Here is a 17,679-nt window from a genome sequence, read left to right on the forward strand (position 1 = left end):
CGCCGCTCTGCCGCCCGGCTCTTTGAGGTAACTTCGGACCAGTGTTGACGCTCAAATGGCGCTCCACACTGGTCCGAAGTTACCCCGATCGGCGACTTAGCGCTGAGCTGCGGTCGCCACAGCAATCGCGCGGGCGAGCGCGGCGATGAAGTCCGTGGGATCCGCCAGATCTTCGTCGGTGGCCTGCAATACTGTCCAGCCAGCATCGATCATCGCTCGCCGACGGCGCAGGTCGAACTTCACCTGCGTCGCGTTGGAGAAATGGTATTTGCCTTCGTACTCGATTGCGATGCGAAGCTCGGGGTATCCGAGATCGGCGAAGAGCACGCGTTCGCGGGTCGCTACGGGGCAGCTCACGATGGGCTCGGGGAGTGGCGCGCGGAGGATCGCCAGACGCAGATGCGATTCAGGCGGTGAGTCAACGGGAGCCCGCAGCAACGAAACAGCTCGGCGCCGAAGAGGCGAGCCTGTGGTGCGTTGATGGCGTCGGCGAGCTCGCTCGATGTCGTCGAGTGTGCAGAGCGGCGGCGTGCGCCGCTGAGCCGCGTGCGAACGTGCGGAGGCGTCAACGATCGGTGTGCCAGAGATGAGGAAGTCACCTGCGGCAACCAGCTGTTCCAACGTGACGACTGCAGCGAGTTGGCACCAGATGTCGGCCGGTGTCGGCGTGACGATCCCGTCGATTTCTGCCCACTCCACCGATCCGGTACGGACCCGATGGCCCGAAATGATGCGGGTCTGTGGCGCTTTGAGTGGGCTGAAAGAAGACACTTCGACGCGTCCGCCAGGGGCCACTGGCGCGGGCACTCCCCACAGGATGGCGGCAGATCGGTGCGAGATGAAGTGGCCTTGACGCAGCGTTTCTGCCACTGCGATGCAGCGCTGCCGATAATCGAACGGGTCGAATTGCAGTGCAGGATGAATAACATAGCCGCGTGCGATGCGGCGAATGTCGGTGGCACGCAGCCTCTGCGCCGAGACTCCGTGCTCTCGGAGCTCAGAAGTTCGGTACACGCGGGGACTGAGGTGAAGTGGGCGGCGACGAGTCATGCGGTCAGCTTCGGGCCCGCGTGATGCTGCAGTTCGCCAATATGTGCAAACTGTGGAAAGCGCGCAACAGCACGTGGCCATTCGCGCACTGTGAGTACACCATAAGCAGGGGCGCAGGGGCGCATGGGCGCATGGGCGACTGGGCGACTGGGCGACTGGGCGGTCGCGGTCGCACCCACACGATCGGGGTAACTTCGGACCAGTGCTGAGGCTCTCAACCGCCTAAACACTGGTCCGAAGTTACCCCAGACGCATCAGGAGGCGGCGGGCCGCAACACCCTCCAAAAGTGACCCCGCTCCCACAGGGCGGCGGGGAACAGCTGGGCCGCAGCGCCGCGCCAGCCGCACCGCCGCACAACCGCCGCGCACCCCTGCAGGCAGCGCAAACGCGGCCGACCGGCGGGCGTCGTGGGCGCGACATCCGCTGGCCGACCGCGTTCGCAGTCTGGGGGAGTGATCGATGGGCCGCGCGCGGCCCCGTGACCTACAGGCCCGCGCGAGCGCGGGCGGCGAGGCCGGGTTCGACCGGCGCGAGGCGCTGCAGCTGGGTGACGTGCGCCGGTTCGAGCTCTTCGATCGACGAGACGCCGAGCAGCTTCATGGTGCGCTCGATCTCGCTCTTCAGGATCGCGATGGTGCGGTCGACGCCCGCACGCCCACCCGCCATCAGGCCGTAGAGGTAGGCGCGGCCGATGAGCGTGAACTTTGCGCCCTGCGCGATCGACGCGACGATGTCGGCGCCGTTCATGATGCCGGTATCGACCATCACGGTCGCGTCTTGGCCGACCTCGCGCACGACCTGCGGCAGCAGGTGGAAAGGGATCGGTGCGCGGTCGAGCTGGCGCCCGCCGTGGTTCGACAGGATGATGCCGTCGACACCGTGGTCGGTCAGCTTTGCGGCGTCTTCGACGGTCTGCACGCCCTTGACGACGAGCTTGCCCGGCCACATGTCGCGGATGACGCGGAGGTCGTCGAAGCTGATCGTCGGATCCATCGCCGCGTCGAGCAGTTCGCCGACGGTGCCGCCGGTGGTCGACAGCGACGCGAACTCGAGCTTCGGCGTGGTGAGGAAGTCGACCCACCACCAGGGGCGCGGGATCGCGTTGACGATCGTGCCAAGGGTGAGCTGCGGCGGAATCGAGAAGCCGTTGCGCTTGTCACGCAGGCGGGCTCCCGCAACGGGGGTGTCGACGGTGAACTGCAGGGTGTCGAACCCGGCTTCGGCGGCACGCTGCACGAGACCGTATGAGATCTCGCGGTCGCGCATGACGTAGAGCTGGAACCAGTTGCGGCCCTCGGGGTTCGCAGCCTTCACATTCTCGATCGAGGTCGTGCCGAGCGTGGAGAGCGTGAACGGAATGCCTGCGGCCCCTGCGGCGCCGGCGCCGGCGATCTCGCCCTCGGTCTGCATCAGACGGGTGAACCCGGTCGGTGCGATGCCGAAAGGGAGCGCTGACGTGCCGCCAAGAATCTCGACCGACGTGTCGACATTGGCAGCGGGCTTGAGGATGCCGGGGTGGAATTCGACATCTTCGAACGCCTGACGGGCGCGCGCCAGCGACAGCTCGCCCTCAGCGGCTCCATCGGTGTAGTCGAACGCGGCTTTCGGGGTGCGGCGCTTCGCGATCGTGCGCAGATCGTTGATGGTCAGCGCCGAGTCGAGGCGGCGCTTCTTGCCGTCGAGTTCGGGGCGCTTGAACTGCATGAGCTCGAGGAGCTCCTTGGGATTGGGAAGCTGACGGGAAACCATGTCTGAAACCTTACGAAGAACTCGGGATGTAACGGATGGGAGCGGTGGATCGGGCGACGACGGCGCGCAGCTCGGCGAGACCGGGTTCGATGAGCCCGAGCGCTTGCGCCTGAATGAGCAGGTTGCCCATTGCGGTCGCCTCGACTGGGCCGGCGAGTACCTCGAGACCGGATCGATCGGCGAGGCGTTGGCAGAGCAGCGTGTTCTGGGAGCCGCCGCCGACAACGTGAATCACTGATACTTCGCGATCGGCGAGGCGGCTCGCGGTGGTGACCGCATCGGCGAATGCCACTGCAAGGCTCTCGGTGATGGAGCGCAGGATCTCGGCTCGGCCTTCGGGTGCGCGTTCGCCGCGCTCTGTGAACCAGCCCACAATGCGCTCGGGGAGGTCTCCGGGCGGGAAGAACCGAGCGTCGTTCGCGTCGAACACCGGCGCGGGGCCGGTGAGCGTTGCGGCCTCGGCAAGAAGCTCTCCGAGCAGACTCGAACGCTGGGCGTCGGTCGCGCCGGGCTCCCAGGAGCGGAGCGACTCGGAGAAGAGCCAGGTGCCCATCACGTTGTGCAGGAATCGCGTGGTGCCTTCGAGCCCGCCTTCGTTGGTGAAGTTGGCCTCTCGAGCTTCGTCGGTGAGCACCGGAGCATCGAGCTCCAAGCCCACGAGCCCCCAGGTGCCGCACGAGATGTACGCGAAGTCTGGGCGAGTAGCTGGCACGGCGGCGACTGCTGAAGCGGTGTCGTGCGATGCGACCGAAACGACGTCGAATGACCGGCCGATCACCCGGGCGGCTTCCTCCGAGATCTGACCGAGTCGCTCACCGGCTTCGATGAGCGGGGGCAGGATGCGTGCGGGAATACCGGCGGCCTCCGCCAACTCGAGATCCCATTCGCGGGTGCGCGGGTCGAGCAAGCCAGTCGTCGACGCGTTGCTCCGCTCGGCAGCTTCGACGCCGGTCAGCCAATAGTTGAAGAGATCGGGTACGAGGAGCGCGCGTTCTGCGACCTCCAGGAGCCCGTCTTCTGCCGCCAACTGGAAGATCGTGTTGAAGGTGAGGTGCTGCAATCCGTTGCGCGCATAGAGCTCGTCGGCGGGTACGCGGGCATGCACGGCGGCGACGCCGAGGTCGCAACGCGCGTCGCGGTAGTGGAACGGGATGCCCAGGAGCCGACCGTGGCGCAGTAGCCCGTAGTCGACTGCCCAGGAATCCACGCCCACGGACGCGATCTCACCTGGAGCGATGCGCTCGGCGGCGGCCAAACCCTGGAGTGCCTGACGGTAGAGCTCGAGAAAATTCCAGTGCAGACCGTCAGGCGTGCGCACGGGGTCGTTCGCAAATCGTGCGATGTGCTGCGTGTGCAGTTCGGCACCATCAGCGCCTTGCACGATTCGCCCGACGATGACGCGCCCACTGGTCGCCCCGAGGTCGACGGCCGCGACAGCGGTACCGGCGGTCGAACCGCTGGCACCGCTTGCGTTGACCGTCGAGTCAGAAGCCGGAGTGCTCATCGCAGGAACGCCGCCGCGACGCCGGAGTCGACCGGGATATGGAGGCCGGTGGTGCGAGTCAGCTCGGGCCCGGTGAGCACGTACACGGCGTCGGCCACGTTCTCGGGGACGACCTCTCGCTTGAGGATCGTGCGGTTCGCATAGAACTGGCCGAGATCTTCTTCCTTAACGCCGTAGGTCGCGGCGCGGTTGGCGCCCCAGCCGGCGGCGAAGATGCCCGACCCGCGCACCACGCCGTCAGGGTTGATGCCGTTGACGCGGATGCCGTGTTCGCCGAGCTCGACGGCCAGCAGGCGCACCTGGTGCGCCTGGTCGGCCTTCGTCGCCGAGTAGGCGATGTTGTTGGGGCCCGCGAAGACGCTGTTCTTCGACGAGATGTAGATGACATCGCCGCCGAGGCCCTGGGCGATCATGGCGCGTGCCGCAGCCTGCGAGACGAGGAAGGAGCCCTTTGCCATGACGTCGTGCTGCAGGTTCCAGTCGGCCTCGGTGGTGTCGAGGAGCGACTTCGAGAGCGACAGGCCCGCATTGTTCACGATGAGGTCGATGCCGCCGAAGGCGAGCACTGCGGCGTCGATGGCGCCCTGCACGGCTGCCGCGTCCGCGACATTCGCGGCGACGCCGATCGCGACGTCGGTGCCGCCGAGCTCTGCGGCTGCAGCCTGCGCCTTCTCGAGGTCGAGGTCGGCGACCACGACGCAGGCGCCCTCGGCGGCGAGGCGCGTTGCGATGGCCTTGCCGATGCCCGATGCCGCGCCGGTTACGAACGCGATGCGTCCCTGGTGCGACTTCGGCTTCGGCAAGCGCTGCAGCTTCGCCTCTTCGAGTGCCCAGTACTCGATGCGGAACTTCTCGGCATCGCTGATCGGGGAGTAGGTCGAGAGCGCCTCGGCACCGCGCATGACGTTGATCGCGTTGACGTAGAACTCGCCGGCCACGCGTGCGGTCTGCTTGTTCGCGCCGTAGCTGAACATGCCGACTCCGGGGATGAGCACGATGAGCGGGTCGGCGCCACGCATGGCCGGGCTCGCGTCGTCGGCGTGCGCTTCGTAGTACGCACGGTAGTCTTCGCGGTACGCCGCGTGCAGCTCCTGGAGACGCGCGATCTGCTCGTCGATCGTTGCCGACGTTGGCAGATCGAGTACGAGCGGCTTCACCTTGGTGCGCAGGAAGTGGTCGGGGCAGCTCGTGCCGAGTGCGGCGAGCGGGGCGAGCTTCTCGCGCGACAGGAAGTCGAGCACCGCATCGGCGTCGGTGAAATGACCGACCATCGGCTTGTCGGTGCTGGCGATACCGCGCACGACGGGGGCGAGGCGCGCGGCACGCTCGCGACGCTCAGCCTCGGGCAGGGGCTCGAAGCCGGATACGACGGCGCCGAACGGCTCAGGAGCACCATGCTCGGCGATGTACGCCGCAGCGGTGTCGATGATCCAGAGTGAATTCTGTTCGGTCTCTTCGCTCGTGTCGCCCCACGCGGTGATGCCGTGGCCGCCGAGAATGCAGCCGATTGCCGAGGGGTTGTCGGCCTTGATCGCCGCGATGTCGAGGCCGAGCTGGAAGCCGGGGCGGCGCCACGGCACCCAGACGACCTTGTCGCCGAAGATGGTGCTGGTGAGGGCTTCGCCGTCGGCTGCGGTCGCGATGGCGATGCCGGAGTCGGGGTGCAGGTGATCGACGTGGGCGGCGTCGACCAGGCCGTGCATGGCTGTGTCGATCGAGGGTGCTGCCCCGCCCTTGCCGTGCAGGCAGTAGTCGAGTGCGGCCACCATCTCGTCTTCGCGCTCGAGGCCCGGGTACACGCCGACGAGTGCGCGCAGGCGGTCGATGCGCAGCGTCGAGAGGCCGGCCTCGGTCAGCGTGCCCAGGTCGCCGCCCGACCCCTTGACCCACATGAGCTCGACGTCGTCGCCGGTCACGGGATCTTTCGTGAACCCCTTGGCCGAGGTGTTGCCGCCGGCGAAGTTCGTGTTCTTCTTATCGGCGCCCAGTCGGTTCGAGCGGGCGATGAGTGCCTGGGCGGTGGGATCGGTGTGCGTCATTGGCGGCCTTTCGAGATCCGATGGGTACGAGTCAACCATAGGCAGTTGAGCTTTCGAAAACAAGTACACATGATTCCGTTCGAAAGGAGATACGTTTCGAAACTCGCACTGGGGATGCCGGATCGCGGTATCATCGACAACTATGACCCCACCGGCAGATCAACGCGATGAGCGCATTCTCGACCTTCTCGAGGGCCGCGAACAGGTGCCGGTCGTCGAACTCGCCGAACAGGTGGGGGTTTCGGAAGTCACGATCCGGAAAGATCTCGAACGATTGGTGCGCAGCGCGCTGATCGAGCGCGTGCGCGGGGGCGCCCGGTTGCGCACCGGCGAAGAGGGGCCGCTGGCCGAGCGCCTGGGGCAGCGCGTGACCGCCAAACGCGCGGTGGCCCGCCGCGCGGCCGAGCTGGTCGAACGCGAAGCGGTGATCGCGATCGACTCGTCATCGACGGGTTACTACCTCGCGCTGGAGCTCGCCGAGCGGGCGGATGCGACGGTGGTGACGAATTCACTGCGTGTGGCGAGCCAGCTCGCCGAGCGCTCCGGCCCGGCGGTCGTGATGCTCGGCGGCACGGTGCGACGCACCTCATTCTCGACGGTCGGTTTCCCGCCCGAACTGCTGCGCGGCTACGGCACTATCGACATGGCGTTTCTCGGGGTCTCGGCGCTTTCGCCCGAGCAGGGGCTGCTCGAGCGCTCGTTCTCCGAGGCTGAAACGAAGCGGGCGATCGCATTGGCGGCGAACCGGGTCGTCGGGCTGTTCGACTCGTCGAAGGCGTCAGGGTTCGGTCAGCACAGCGTGGTTCCCGCCTCGGCGGTCGATCGCCTCATTACCGATGACGAATTCAGCGAGGCAGACGCCGCGCCCTGGCGCGCACTCGGCGTCGACGTCGATCGCGTGTGAAAGGCCGCTCCCGGGATGCGACCGATGCTGCCTGCCCAAAGGCGCACTTGACGCATGCCGATGCATCCCAAATGTGAATGTGATATCACTGTGTAAGTAACACCAAGTCACACGCATGGATCAGAGGAGATCATCATGACCGACGCGGCAACGAAGCCCGGTCCCGCTGTCATCACCGGAGGCGCTCGAGGGCTCGGCTACTCGCTCGCGACCGCCCTTGCGCGCACCGGATCGGCGGTCGCGCTGCTCGATATCCTTCCCGACGTCGAAGAATCGGCCGCGCGCATCGCCGCCGAGTTCGGGGTGGAGGCCGTGGGCCTGCGTGTCGACGTGACGGATCGACAGGCGGTCGCTGCAGCGTTCGACACGGTGACCACGCAACTCGGGGTGCCGCGCACGTTGCTCACCGCAGCCGGAATCACGGTGTGGAACGATTCGGTCGACGTGTCGGCCGAGGAGTGGCGCAAGGTGATGTCGGTCAATCTCGACGGCACGTTCTTCGCGGCCCAGGCATTTGGGCGGGGTCTGCTCGACTCGGGGCAGGCTGGAAGCGCGATCTTCGTCGCCTCGATGTCGGGAAGCATCGTCAACGTTCCCCAGTTCCAGGCGTCGTACAACGCTTCGAAGGCGGCGGTGTCGCACCTCGCGAAGTCCCTGGCGGTCGAATGGGCCCCTTCCGGAATCCGAGTGAACTCGATCTCACCTGGCTATTTCCTCTCCGATATGACGCGACAGTTCACGGAGCAAAATCCTGAGCTCGCCCGAGATTGGGTGGCGCGCATTCCCCTGGGGCGGATGGGGGAACCCGAGGACCTCCACGGACTCGTCGCATTCCTGGCATCAGACGCATCCGGGTATCTCACCGGTCAGGATCTCATCATCGACGGCGGGTACACCGCCATTTAGGTCGAGGCGGGATCACCTCGTCGGCGGGCCATGATCGTGCCGAGGTGATCCCGAACAACGCTTTCTGCGTGACCGGCACCGTGGGCCGGATAGCGCGGAGTGGAGACCGACTATCGGATCTCAGCGACGAGATCGCGATAGGGATCGAGCCGAACGTCGTTCGGCGACAGGTCGGTCACCAGTACATCGATATCACTCGGCCCGAGCGAGCGAAAGCGTGCCTGCGTGTCGAGTTTCGAAGCGTCGATCGCGAGCACCAGCCGGTTCGCGCGTGCGGCGAGGGTGCGCTTGTACGAGACCTGGGCGAGCGTGTTCTCCCCAGCGCCCAGCTGCGGGTCAAGGCTCATGGTCGAGATGAAGGCCGTGCCGATGAGGAAGTGCGTGAGCGAGGATTCGGCGAGTGGCCCGACGAGTGAGTCGTTCTGCACCTCCTGCTCACCGCCGGTGAGGAATGCCTGGGCGCCTTCGCGATCGCGGAGTGCGTGGAAGGCGGGGAGACCGTTCGTGATGATCGTGACGCCGCTGAGTCGCGTCAGGCGCTCGGCGAACACGCTGATGGTCGTCGAGGAGTCGAGTGCAATGACCGCTTCGGGTTCGACAAGATCGAGCATCTTTTGTGCGATCGTTTCCTTCGCGGTCGCGTTCAGGTGCCGGCGGTGCTTGAAGCTGTCGCCACGGAGAGCGATGATGCCTCCGCGTACGCGTTTCGCGATGCCCTGATCGACGAGGAATTCGAAGTCTCGCCTCACGGTCATCGCGTGCACGCCCCATTCGGCAGCGGCATCGGTGACGAGGAGGGTCCCCTCGCTGCTGAGCCGAGCCGTCATCGACTCGCGCCGCCGTTCGGTGTCGAACGTGCTGTTTACGGCCATCGAGTATGCACTCCCTTGCGTTCGCGGGCTCGGGCCGCGGCCCCGTTGCCCTGTGCTCATCATAAAGCCTGGATAAAAAAGATTGTACTTGTTGTGAGAAGCAACACGATATAACATCATCCCGACACATGATCGTAACTTTCACAAGGACGTGAATCGCACATGCAATCCATAGCAGCAACCGATGGGCCCTTCGCGTACGTCGCGGTCGACCTCGGTGCCTCGAGTGGCCGGGTGGTGCTCGGCGTGTGCGATGCCGGTGTCTGGAGCTTCACGGAGACGCATCGATTCGACAACGGCGTTCTCGCCACCGATGCGGGCGAAGCCTGGGACGTGGAACGACTCTTCCGTGAATCGTGCACGGGGCTTCGAGAGGCGGCGCGGCTCGGCGCGGCGTTGGGTGCAGAAATCCGCAGTATCGGTGTGGACTCCTGGGGAGTCGACTGGGCCCTGATCGATGGCGCGGGTGAGGTTCAGCTGCCGGTGCTCAGCTATCGAGGAGCTCCGAACGCGACGGAGATCATCGCGACGCGTTCCCTCGACGCCCGCGCGGTCTACGAGAGGTCAGGGATCCCTGACCACCCGATCAACACTTCCCTCAGATTGGGCGCACGCTCGCGCACCGAGGATCTCGCCGGCTACCGACTCGTGTTCATCCCCGACCTCTGGGCGTACTGGCTCACGGGTACTGTCGGCACGGATCCCACCATCGCCTCGACCAGCCAGTTGCTGCACGCCGGCGGCGCGGAGTTCTCGCCTGAGCTGGCGGCGGCTGTGGGCATCGGTGATCTCGAGTTTCCCGCGGTTGCCCGAATCGGAGACCCGGCCGGAGCTCTGACGGAGCAGGCTGCGCGCGACACAGACCTCAGCACCCGCGTGATTGTGCGCCGCGTCGCTGGGCACGACACCGCCGCGGCGTTCGCCTTCGCGGATGCCGCGGGAAGTCGGGGCCGGGAAGTGCTCATCTCCAGCGGCACTTGGTCGCTCATCGGTGCCGCGGTCGACGCACCGGTCACCTCGGAGGCCGCACGGCTCGGTGGGTTCTCGAACGAGCGGGGCGCCGACGGCACGCTGCTCCTGCGCAACCTCACCGGGCTGTGGACGTTGCAGGAGTGCCTGCGCGAATGGGGCGATCCCGATCTCGCCGAGCTGCTGAACGAGGTGCGCACCCACGACTTCGACGCGCGCACGTTCGACACGTCCGACCCCGTGCTCTTCCCGAGCGGCCCGATGGAGCACCGCGTGCGTGCGCTGTGCGCGAGCGTCGGGCGGCCAGTCGCTGACGGTCGGGGCCCTGTCGTGCACGCCATTGTCGACAGCCTCGCGAGCGACTACGCGACCGGTGTCCGCGCTGTCGTCGCCCTCACCGGCGTGCAGCCCGAGCGCATCCGCATGGTCGGTGGCGGTTCGCGCAACGACCGCCTCTGCCGCCTGACCGCCGAGCTGACTGGCGTCCCGGTGGTCGCCGGCCCCACCGAAGCGACTGCGATCGGCAATATTGCGATCCAGGCGGCGGCCGACGGGGTCGTGGTGCACCCCGCCGACGTCTTCGAAGCCCTCGACGCCACGCAGATCCACCGATACTCCCCGGTCGTGGCCCCGCAGACCGCGTCCGCACCGCTACCCGCATCAGCACCCGCCCACGTAGGAGTCGAGGAGACCCACGCATGACCGACACCGCCCCTGACCGCATCTCGGAGATCGTCGAGCTCACTCGCAGAGCCGGCGATCCCGAACGGGAGTACGCCATTCTGGCCGAAGGCAACACCTCACTGCGCACCGTTCCCGACCGCATGCTGGTGAAGGCGACCGGAACGTCGATGAGTGATGCCGATGCCGGCAGCTTCGTCGAGGTGGACCTGCCGAGTTACTGGGACGCGATCGATGGCGGCGCCGAGAGCGACGACTTCGTGCGAGAACTCTTCGCCCGCGCGACGACCTGGGGCGATGGCCGTCCGTCGGTTGAGTCCGTGCTGCACGCGGTCTGTCAGCGGCTCGACGGTGTCGAAGCCGTGGTGCACACGCATCCGGCGCCCGTCAACGCGCTGCTGTGCTCGGATCAGGCTGAGCTGCTCACCGCCGGAGCGTTGTTTCCTGACCAGATCGTCGTCATGGGACGCCGCCCGCTGCTCGTGCCCTACGTCGACCCGGGGTTGCCGTTGGCTCGTGCGGTGTCGCGGGCGTTGCAGGATCACCTCGAGCAGCACGGTGAGCGTCCGCGGGTGATCTACCTCCGCAATCACGGCGTGTTCGCGCTCGCTCGCACCGCAGACGAGGCGCTTTCCATCACCCAGATGACGGTGAAGTGCGCCGAGGTGCTCAGCTCGGCGCTCTCGATCGGCGGGCCGGTATTCCTCTCCGACGAGCACGCGTCGCGGATCGACACTCGGCCCGATGAGATTCTCCGGCGCAGCATGCTGGCCGGTTGAGCGCGATGCATCACCACGAGGATGTGCCGGTGCCGCAGCGCACGGCGAAGAAAGGACAGGCGATGGAACGGATCGCAGGACAGACCGCGGTGGTCACGGGCGCGAGCTCGGGCATCGGCCGCGCCTACGCGCGAGCACTCGCGGATGCCGGCGCCCACGTCGTGCTGGTCGGCAGAAACGAGGAACGGCTCCGCAGCGTCGCGGACGCGCTTCCCGGCGAACACCTCGCGGTGCCGATCGACGTCTCGGTCGACGGCGGCGCTGCTGAAATCGTGCGGGCTGCGACCGAGCGGTTCGGGCGCATCGATGTGCTGCTCGCCAACGCCGGGCTGTACCTGCCGGGCGATTTCGCCGAAGCCGATCTGTCGGCCGTGCGCGCGCTGCTCGACGTCAACGTCTATGGCGCGCTGGCGATCGTGCGCGAGGTACTGCCCGCCATGGTCGCCGCCGGTGCGGGCGACATCATCGTCACGAGCTCGGTCTCCGGGCACCAGGCGATCCACTGGGAGCCCGTGTACTCGGCGTCGAAGCACGCGATTCAGGCGTTCACCCACGGGGTACGTCGCCAGCTCGTGGGCTCCGGTGTCCGCATGGGGGCCATCGCTCCGGGGGTCGTGCTCAACGAACTCTGGGGTATCGGCGAAGAAGCGTCGGCGAAGATCGCGGCCGAGATCGCCGCGGCTCGCGGCATCGACTCGACGGACGTTGCCGAAGCCGTGCTGTTCATGCTCAGCCGCCCCCGCCACGTGAACATCCGCGATCTCGTGATCCTTCCGACTGCACAGGAGATTTGACCATGACCCAGTCCACTCAACTCGAGCCGCTGCTCGAGGCGCGCGGCATCGTGAAGACGTTCGGCCACGTCCGCGCGGTGCGCGAGGCCGACTTCACCGTGTACCCGGCCGAGATCGTGTCGCTGATCGGCGACAACGGGGCCGGGAAGAGCACACTCGTGAAGATGCTTTCGGGTGCGATCCGGCCCGATGCCGGGGAGCTGCGCTTCGACGGTTCGCCCATCACCTTCGAAAGCCCCCAAGACGCCCGCCGTCACGGCATTGAGACGGTTTATCAGGATCTCGCGCTCGCACAGGATCTCGACCCCGCGGCGAACCTCTACCTCGGGAGAGAGCTCAAGCGCGGTGGTTTGCTTGGCGCGCTGGGCTTCCTGGATCGCAAGCAGATGCTCGACACGGCCGAGCGGGAGATGTCCGATCTCGGGGTGAAGCTGAAAGACATCACCGCGCCGATCGCGGAACTCTCGGGGGGCCAGAAACAGTCGGTCGCCGTCGCGCGCGCTGCCATGTGGGCGAAGCGCATCATCTTCATGGACGAACCGACGGCTTCACTGGGGGTGGTGCAGACAAAGCAGGTGCTGGATTTGATTCGCCGCGTCCGCGACGCCGGAATCGCGGTGGTACTCATCAGCCACAACATGCCTCAGGTGCTCGAGGTGAGCGATCGCGTCGAGGTGCTGAGGCTCGGCCAGCGCGTCGCAACGTTCGACGCGGCCACCACGAGCGTGGACGATCTCGTCTCCGCGATGACGAGCGGTGCAAAGGAAGGAAAGCAGTGATGATCGCTCCACATGAGGAGACCATGTCCACGGCCGTGATCGGATCGGCCGACCTGTACCAACGACCCCCGCTGCTGCGACGCGTGCTGACGAGTGACACGTTCCGACTGTTCCTCGCCATGGTCGCGCTCGTCGTCGTGTTCGGTGTGCTGCGCCCCGGCGCGTTCTTCACGCCCAACAACTTCATCAACCTGCTGACCGACGCGGCGATCCTGCTCGTGATGGCCGCCGGTGCGACATTCGTCATCATCACCGCCGGTATCGACCTCTCGGTCGGTGGCGTGCTGGTGTTCTCGAGCGTCGCGTCGGCGATGACAATGTCGGCGATCGGCAACGGATCACCGCTCACCCTCCTCATCGGCGTCGTCGTCGCCCTCGTTGCGGGTGCTGCCTGGGGCCTGCTCAACGGATTGCTCGTCGCGAAGGCGAAGATCCCGGCACTCATCGTGACGCTCGCGACCATGGGGGCCTCGCTCGGTGCGTCGCTGCTCATCACGGGAGGCGTGGACGTTCGCAACGTGCCGTTCAAGCTCGTCGACACGATCGGATCGGGTCGCATCCTGGGGATCCCGATTCTCGCGGTGATCGCGCTCGTCGTCGCAGTCATTTTCGGCGTCGTGCTCGCCGAGACCCGATTCGGTCGCTACACCTACGCGGTCGGTTCGAACGCCGAAGCGCTGCGCCGTACCGGCGTCAATGTGGATCGCCACCTCGTGAAGGTCTACATGCTCGCGGGCCTCCTCGCCGGGTTGGCCGGATACCTCTCGGTTGCGCGCTTCGCCACCACGACACTTGGCGGGCACTCGACCGACAATCTCTCGGTGATCACTGCAGTCGTGATTGGCGGCGCGAGCCTCTTCGGCGGCCGCGGCCTCATGGTCGGCACCGTGATCGGCGTGTTCATCCCCGTCATCCTGCAGAACGGCTTCGTCATCCTCAACGTCAGCCCCTATTGGCAGCAGATCGCTGTCGGCGCGGTGCTGCTCGGCGCGGTGTACCTCGACCAAATGCGTCGACGCAACAGCAACCGCTGACCTCCTCACTTGATCCACCCAACCCACACGAAAGGCAACATTCGAAGATGAATAACGTTCAGCGCAGTGCAGCGCTTCTCGCGGTGTCGGCTCTGGCCGTATCGCTCGCCGCGTGCACCACCGGAAGCCAGCAGTCCGAGGCCGCGGCGAGCGAGTCGGGCGGAGCGCTCAGCACCGCCGATCTCGCCGGAAAGACGATCGGGTTCATCCCCGGCGTCAATGATCCGTTCTACATCTCCATGCAGTGCGCCATCGAGGACGCTGCTGCTGAGTACGACATGAAGGTCTCCGCGCAGATCCCGGGCCAGTTCGAGGCTGCGGTGCAGACCCCGATCGTCAACTCGATGGTCGCGACGAAGCCCGCGGCGCTGCTCATCGCTCCGACCGACGGCAAGGCGCTCGAGCCGCCGCTCAAGCAGGCGGTCGACGCCGGCATCCCTGTCGGTCTGGTCGACACGACGCTCGACGATCCGTCGCTCGCCTTCACCTCGGTAGCGACCGACAACGAGCAGGGCGGCGCGGCCGCGGCCGATGCGCTCGCTGACCTCATCGGCGACAAGGGCAAGGTGCTCGTCATCGCGTTCAAGGCAGGCGCGTCGACCTCTGACGCACGACAGAAGGGGTTCGAGGACCAGATCGCCACGCACAGCGGGATCGAGTACCTGGGCGCACAGATCAACGACAACGACCCGGCGAAGGCCGCGTCCATCGTCCAGGCAGCCCTTGCCGCGAACCCCGACCTCTCGGGCGTCTTCGCGACGAACCTGTTCGCAGCACAGGGCGCCGCAACCGGTTTGCGCAACGCGAACGCCCAGGGCAGCGTGAAGATCGTCGGCTTCGACGCCGGCGCGACTCAGGTCGAGCAGCTGGAGCGCGGCGATGTGCAGGCACTCGTGGCGCAGAAGCCCGGCGACATCGGCAAGCAGGCTGTGGAGCAGACCGTGGCCGAGCTCACCGGCGGCGATGTGACCCCGCAGATCGGCACCGAAACGGTCGTGCTCACCGCCGACAACCTCGACAGCATGCAGGACGCCGTCTACAAGGAATCCTGCGGATAACCCGCCGGGGCGGCCGGGCCGAGTGCCTGGCCGCCTTTCGCGGTCGTACGTCGGCCGCGCCAGGCACCAGAAAGGACGCACGATGTCGACGCCGATCCACCAGCTCCCGGGCATCATCGACCTCCCGGCTAACCAGCCCCTCGACCGGCCGTACTTCGGGGGCAGCGGCATCGCCGCCTTCCGCGGAATTCCGCAGCGCGATGATCGCTGCCCCGAAGACTTCCTCGGGTCGACGACCGAGGTCTTCTCGGGTGGGGGAGTCGGACTGACCGTGCTCTCCGACGGTCGCACCCTGCGCGACGCGGTTGCTGACGAGCCGGAAGGGTTTCTCGGGCCGGATCTCGCTGCGCACCTGCCGGCAGGGTCGACCGGGCTCCTCACCAAACTGCTGAGCACCGACGCTGCGCTCTTCATCCACGCTCACCCCGACGATGCCTACGCGCGCCAGCACGGCCTGGGCTGCTGCGGCAAGACGGAATCGTGGTTCATTCTCGCGGTCGACGACGACGCGCCGGGAGAAGTGCTGCTCGGCTTCACCCGCGACGTCTCGCAGACGGAGCTCGCCGACTGGTTCGAGACGCAGAACGTCGCCGCAATGTCCGCTGCGATGCACCGCTTCCGGGTGAGACCCGGCGACACCGTGCACGTGCCGGCCGGAGTACCGCACGGCATCGGACCCGGAATCACGCTGCTCGAACTCCAGCAGCCGACCGACCTCTCGATTCTCTTGGAATACGCGGGGTACCCCGGGCTCAACCGGGCCGACGCACTGCTCGGTCTGACCGTCGACACGGCACTCGCGGCGTTCTCATCGACCGCGCTCGACACCGACGCGCTGCGGACCCTGCGCGAAGTGCGGCCCACGATCGGCCGCATTCAGCTGCTGTTCCCCGCCGACACTCATGAGTTCTACGGCGCCGAACGAGTGCACCCGGGCGCCACCGCAGCGACTCTCGATGCGGGGTTCGCAATCGCGGTGGTCATCGGGGGCAGCGGGCGCATCGCCTCCGCACGGCACGCGCTTCCCGTGGAGCGCGGTCGTGTGCTTCTCGTGCGCCACGACGCGGGCCCCGTGACGGTCGACCCCGGGCTCGACGTCGTGTTTTGCCGGCCGGCACCCGTGCCGCACACCGTAGGGACGCCGCAGGATTCATGAACGCGATGCTCGAACCCGGCGTGCTGCTGGTCGGTCTCGACGTCGGCACAACCGGGGCGAAAGCCGTCGTTTTCGACGGCGCGGGATCGCCGAAGGCCAGCGCGCGGCGCTCGATCGTCTGGCAGCCCGCCTCGAACGGCGGAGCGGAGACCTCGGCTGATGCACTCCGGCAGGCCGCGTTCGACGCCCTCCGAGCGGCGCTCGATGAGGCCCCCGAGGGTACGGTCGCCGGAATCGGAATTGCGAGCCTGGCCGAATCTGGAATCGTGCTCGACACGGACGATCGCGCGGTGGCGCCCGTCATCGCGTGGTACGACGAGCGAGATGTATCGGAGCGTCGAGCGCTCATCGAGGTACTCGGCGCGGATCGCTTTGCCACGACCACGGGGTTGCCCGCGGGCCAGCAGTGGTCGCTCACGAAGAGCCGATGGATCTCGGAGCATGTCCCTGAGGCCGCTGCCTCCGGCCGCCTGCGGCTGAGCGTCGCCGAGTGGATCGCGTACGCGCTCGGCGGTCGTGCCGCCAGCGAACCGTCGCTCGCCTCTCGGACGGGATGGCTGGACCTGCGCACGCGCGAGTGGTGGGGCGAAGCCCTGGAGTTCTCCCGGGTGCCAACGGGGTGGCTCCCCGAGCTGCTCGACGCGGGTACCGACCTGGGGCCCGTGACCGCAGCTGTGCATGCGCGCCTCACCGGCGCGCGAATCGCGGTGGCCGGGCACGACCACCAATCGGCAGCGGTCGGTGCCGGAGCCTGGAACGCCGGAGACGTGCTCGACTCCTGCGGCACCGCCGAGGCGCTGGTGCGCACGGCCGATCCGGGCCTCGACGACCCGGTGATCGGGCAGCTTACGCGGGCGGGAGTGACGGTGGGCTGGCACGCGCTCCCCGGCCGGTGGTGCCTGCTCGGTGCGACGCAGGGCGGGCGCACACTGGGTCGCGTGCTCGACGCGCTCGGTGTCACTGACGTGACGCGGTCGCTCGATGCGGCGGCGCTCGGCGCTGCCGATCCCGACGCCGCACGCGTCAGCGTGCCGGATGCAGTGCTTCCACACGCGACCGACCACCTCCCCAGCATCGGCGACGTCGCCACCGAGCAGGAACTCGCCGCGCTGGTGTCGCGAGAGACACGGCCGGGCGCTGTCTGGCTCGCTGCAGTGACGGGAGTCACGGGCGAAGCGGCAGCCCTTGATGCGCTCATGACTCACCACGCGGGCCCACGGCGTCGCATGCTTGCCGTTGGTGGGTGGACGGCCAGCACAGCGCTGCTCGCAGCGAAGCGGCAACAGTTCGGTGCCGTGGAGATCCCCGATGTGCGAGAAGCCGGCGCGCGGGGTGCGGCACTGTTCGCCGGAGTCGCCGCGGGGTTGTGGGAGCACGTTGCGGAGTCGTCGTGGTGACCCGCGC

Annotated in this window: 15 protein-coding genes; 10 read left to right on the plus strand and 5 right to left on the minus strand. The window is 67.2% G+C overall.

The annotated features are described in order from the left end of the window. Positions 1-96: 96 nt before the first annotated feature. From AMS67_RS17190 to AMS67_RS00420, 4 genes are all read right to left on the minus strand, one after another. Positions 97-699 carry a putative endonuclease domain-containing protein gene (locus AMS67_RS17190; protein ID WP_156316471.1) on the minus strand — a complete coding sequence of 201 codons (603 nt, stop codon included), beginning with the start codon at positions 697-699 and terminating at the stop codon, positions 97-99. Positions 700-1,534: 835 nt separating this feature from the next. Beyond that, positions 1,535-2,800 (minus strand): alpha-hydroxy acid oxidase, encoded by a 1,266-nt coding sequence (locus tag AMS67_RS00410; protein WP_053385605.1) that lies wholly within the window; start codon positions 2,798-2,800, stop codon positions 1,535-1,537. A 10-nt stretch (positions 2,801-2,810) separates the two neighbouring features. Then, entirely contained in the window at positions 2,811-4,304 is a 1,494-nt protein-coding gene (locus AMS67_RS00415; protein ID WP_053385606.1) for a rhamnulokinase, read from the minus strand. Continuing rightward, on the minus strand, positions 4,301-6,343 hold the full coding sequence (locus tag AMS67_RS00420; protein WP_053385607.1) for a bifunctional rhamnulose-1-phosphate aldolase/short-chain dehydrogenase: 2,043 nt from the start codon (positions 6,341-6,343) through the stop codon (positions 4,301-4,303). Before AMS67_RS00420 ends, AMS67_RS00415 begins: the two co-directional genes overlap by 4 nt. A 142-nt stretch (positions 6,344-6,485) precedes the next feature. Here AMS67_RS00420 and AMS67_RS00425 point away from each other — a divergent pair, with 142 nt between their 5' ends. Then, positions 6,486-7,247 (plus strand): DeoR/GlpR family DNA-binding transcription regulator, encoded by a 762-nt coding sequence (locus tag AMS67_RS00425; RefSeq protein ID WP_053351621.1) that lies wholly within the window; start codon positions 6,486-6,488, stop codon positions 7,245-7,247. Positions 7,248-7,382: 135 nt separating this feature from the next. Continuing rightward, on the plus strand, positions 7,383-8,153 hold the full coding sequence (locus AMS67_RS00430; protein ID WP_053385608.1) for an SDR family oxidoreductase: 771 nt from the start codon (positions 7,383-7,385) through the stop codon (positions 8,151-8,153). Between the two features lie 110 nt (positions 8,154-8,263). Here AMS67_RS00430 and AMS67_RS00435 read toward each other — a convergent pair whose 3' ends face one another. After that, entirely contained in the window at positions 8,264-9,025 is a 762-nt protein-coding gene (locus AMS67_RS00435; protein WP_053385609.1) for a DeoR/GlpR family DNA-binding transcription regulator, read from the minus strand. A 162-nt stretch (positions 9,026-9,187) separates the two neighbouring features. Here AMS67_RS00435 and AMS67_RS00440 point away from each other — a divergent pair, with 162 nt between their 5' ends. From AMS67_RS00440 to AMS67_RS00475, 8 genes are all read left to right on the plus strand, one after another. Continuing rightward, a complete protein-coding gene (locus tag AMS67_RS00440; RefSeq protein ID WP_053385610.1) occupies positions 9,188-10,696 on the plus strand; it encodes a rhamnulokinase in 1,509 nt (502 codons plus the stop codon). After that, a complete protein-coding gene (locus AMS67_RS00445; RefSeq protein WP_053385611.1) occupies positions 10,693-11,454 on the plus strand; it encodes a class II aldolase/adducin family protein in 762 nt (253 codons plus the stop codon). The genes AMS67_RS00440 and AMS67_RS00445 overlap by 4 nt, the downstream gene beginning before the upstream one ends. Before the next feature lie 62 nt (positions 11,455-11,516). Next, positions 11,517-12,248, plus strand: coding sequence for an SDR family oxidoreductase (locus AMS67_RS00450; RefSeq protein ID WP_053385732.1), 732 nt, complete (start codon positions 11,517-11,519; stop codon positions 12,246-12,248). A gap of 2 nt (positions 12,249-12,250) precedes the next feature. Then, positions 12,251-13,027, plus strand: coding sequence for an ATP-binding cassette domain-containing protein (locus AMS67_RS00455; protein ID WP_053385612.1), 777 nt, complete (start codon positions 12,251-12,253; stop codon positions 13,025-13,027). Next, on the plus strand, positions 13,027-14,061 hold the full coding sequence (locus AMS67_RS00460; protein ID WP_053385613.1) for an ABC transporter permease: 1,035 nt from the start codon (positions 13,027-13,029) through the stop codon (positions 14,059-14,061). The genes AMS67_RS00455 and AMS67_RS00460 overlap by 1 nt, the downstream gene beginning before the upstream one ends. Before the next feature lie 47 nt (positions 14,062-14,108). Further along, a complete protein-coding gene (locus AMS67_RS00465; protein WP_053385614.1) occupies positions 14,109-15,119 on the plus strand; it encodes an ABC transporter substrate-binding protein in 1,011 nt (336 codons plus the stop codon). Between the two features lie 82 nt (positions 15,120-15,201). Next, a complete protein-coding gene (locus tag AMS67_RS00470) occupies positions 15,202-16,275 on the plus strand; it encodes a class I mannose-6-phosphate isomerase (protein ID WP_053385615.1) in 1,074 nt (357 codons plus the stop codon). Next, complete coding sequence (locus tag AMS67_RS00475; RefSeq protein ID WP_053385616.1) at positions 16,272-17,672, plus strand: FGGY-family carbohydrate kinase; 1,401 nt, start codon at positions 16,272-16,274, stop codon at positions 17,670-17,672. Before AMS67_RS00470 ends, AMS67_RS00475 begins: the two co-directional genes overlap by 4 nt. The last annotated feature ends 7 nt before the right edge of the window (positions 17,673-17,679 follow it).

The sequence above is a fragment of the Leucobacter japonicus genome, assembly GCF_001273855.1.
GTDB classification, from domain to species: domain Bacteria; phylum Actinomycetota; class Actinomycetes; order Actinomycetales; family Microbacteriaceae; genus Leucobacter; species Leucobacter japonicus.

Excerpts from the sequence above, each read along its gene's own strand:
- AMS67_RS00425 (WP_053351621.1), top strand. The coding sequence starts at position 6,486 with ATGACCCCACCGGCAGATCAACGCGATGAGCGCATTCTCGACCTTCTC.
- AMS67_RS00455 (WP_053385612.1), top strand. The coding sequence starts at position 12,251 with ATGACCCAGTCCACTCAACTCGAGCCGCTGCTCGAGGCGCGCGGCATC.
- AMS67_RS00470 (WP_053385615.1), top strand. The coding sequence starts at position 15,202 with ATGTCGACGCCGATCCACCAGCTCCCGGGCATCATCGACCTCCCGGCT.
- AMS67_RS00435 (WP_053385609.1), bottom strand. The coding sequence starts at position 9,025 with ATGGCCGTAAACAGCACGTTCGACACCGAACGGCGGCGCGAGTCGATG.
- AMS67_RS00415 (WP_053385606.1), bottom strand. The coding sequence starts at position 4,304 with ATGAGCACTCCGGCTTCTGACTCGACGGTCAACGCAAGCGGTGCCAGC.
- AMS67_RS00460 (WP_053385613.1), top strand. The coding sequence starts at position 13,027 with ATGATCGCTCCACATGAGGAGACCATGTCCACGGCCGTGATCGGATCG.
- AMS67_RS00450 (WP_053385732.1), top strand. The coding sequence starts at position 11,517 with ATGGAACGGATCGCAGGACAGACCGCGGTGGTCACGGGCGCGAGCTCG.
- AMS67_RS00420 (WP_053385607.1), bottom strand. The coding sequence starts at position 6,343 with ATGACGCACACCGATCCCACCGCCCAGGCACTCATCGCCCGCTCGAAC.
- AMS67_RS00445 (WP_053385611.1), top strand. The coding sequence starts at position 10,693 with ATGACCGACACCGCCCCTGACCGCATCTCGGAGATCGTCGAGCTCACT.
- AMS67_RS00440 (WP_053385610.1), top strand. The coding sequence starts at position 9,188 with ATGCAATCCATAGCAGCAACCGATGGGCCCTTCGCGTACGTCGCGGTC.
- AMS67_RS00465 (WP_053385614.1), top strand. The coding sequence starts at position 14,109 with ATGAATAACGTTCAGCGCAGTGCAGCGCTTCTCGCGGTGTCGGCTCTG.
- AMS67_RS00410 (WP_053385605.1), bottom strand. The coding sequence starts at position 2,800 with ATGGTTTCCCGTCAGCTTCCCAATCCCAAGGAGCTCCTCGAGCTCATG.
- AMS67_RS00475 (WP_053385616.1), top strand. The coding sequence starts at position 16,272 with ATGAACGCGATGCTCGAACCCGGCGTGCTGCTGGTCGGTCTCGACGTC.
- AMS67_RS00430 (WP_053385608.1), top strand. The coding sequence starts at position 7,383 with ATGACCGACGCGGCAACGAAGCCCGGTCCCGCTGTCATCACCGGAGGC.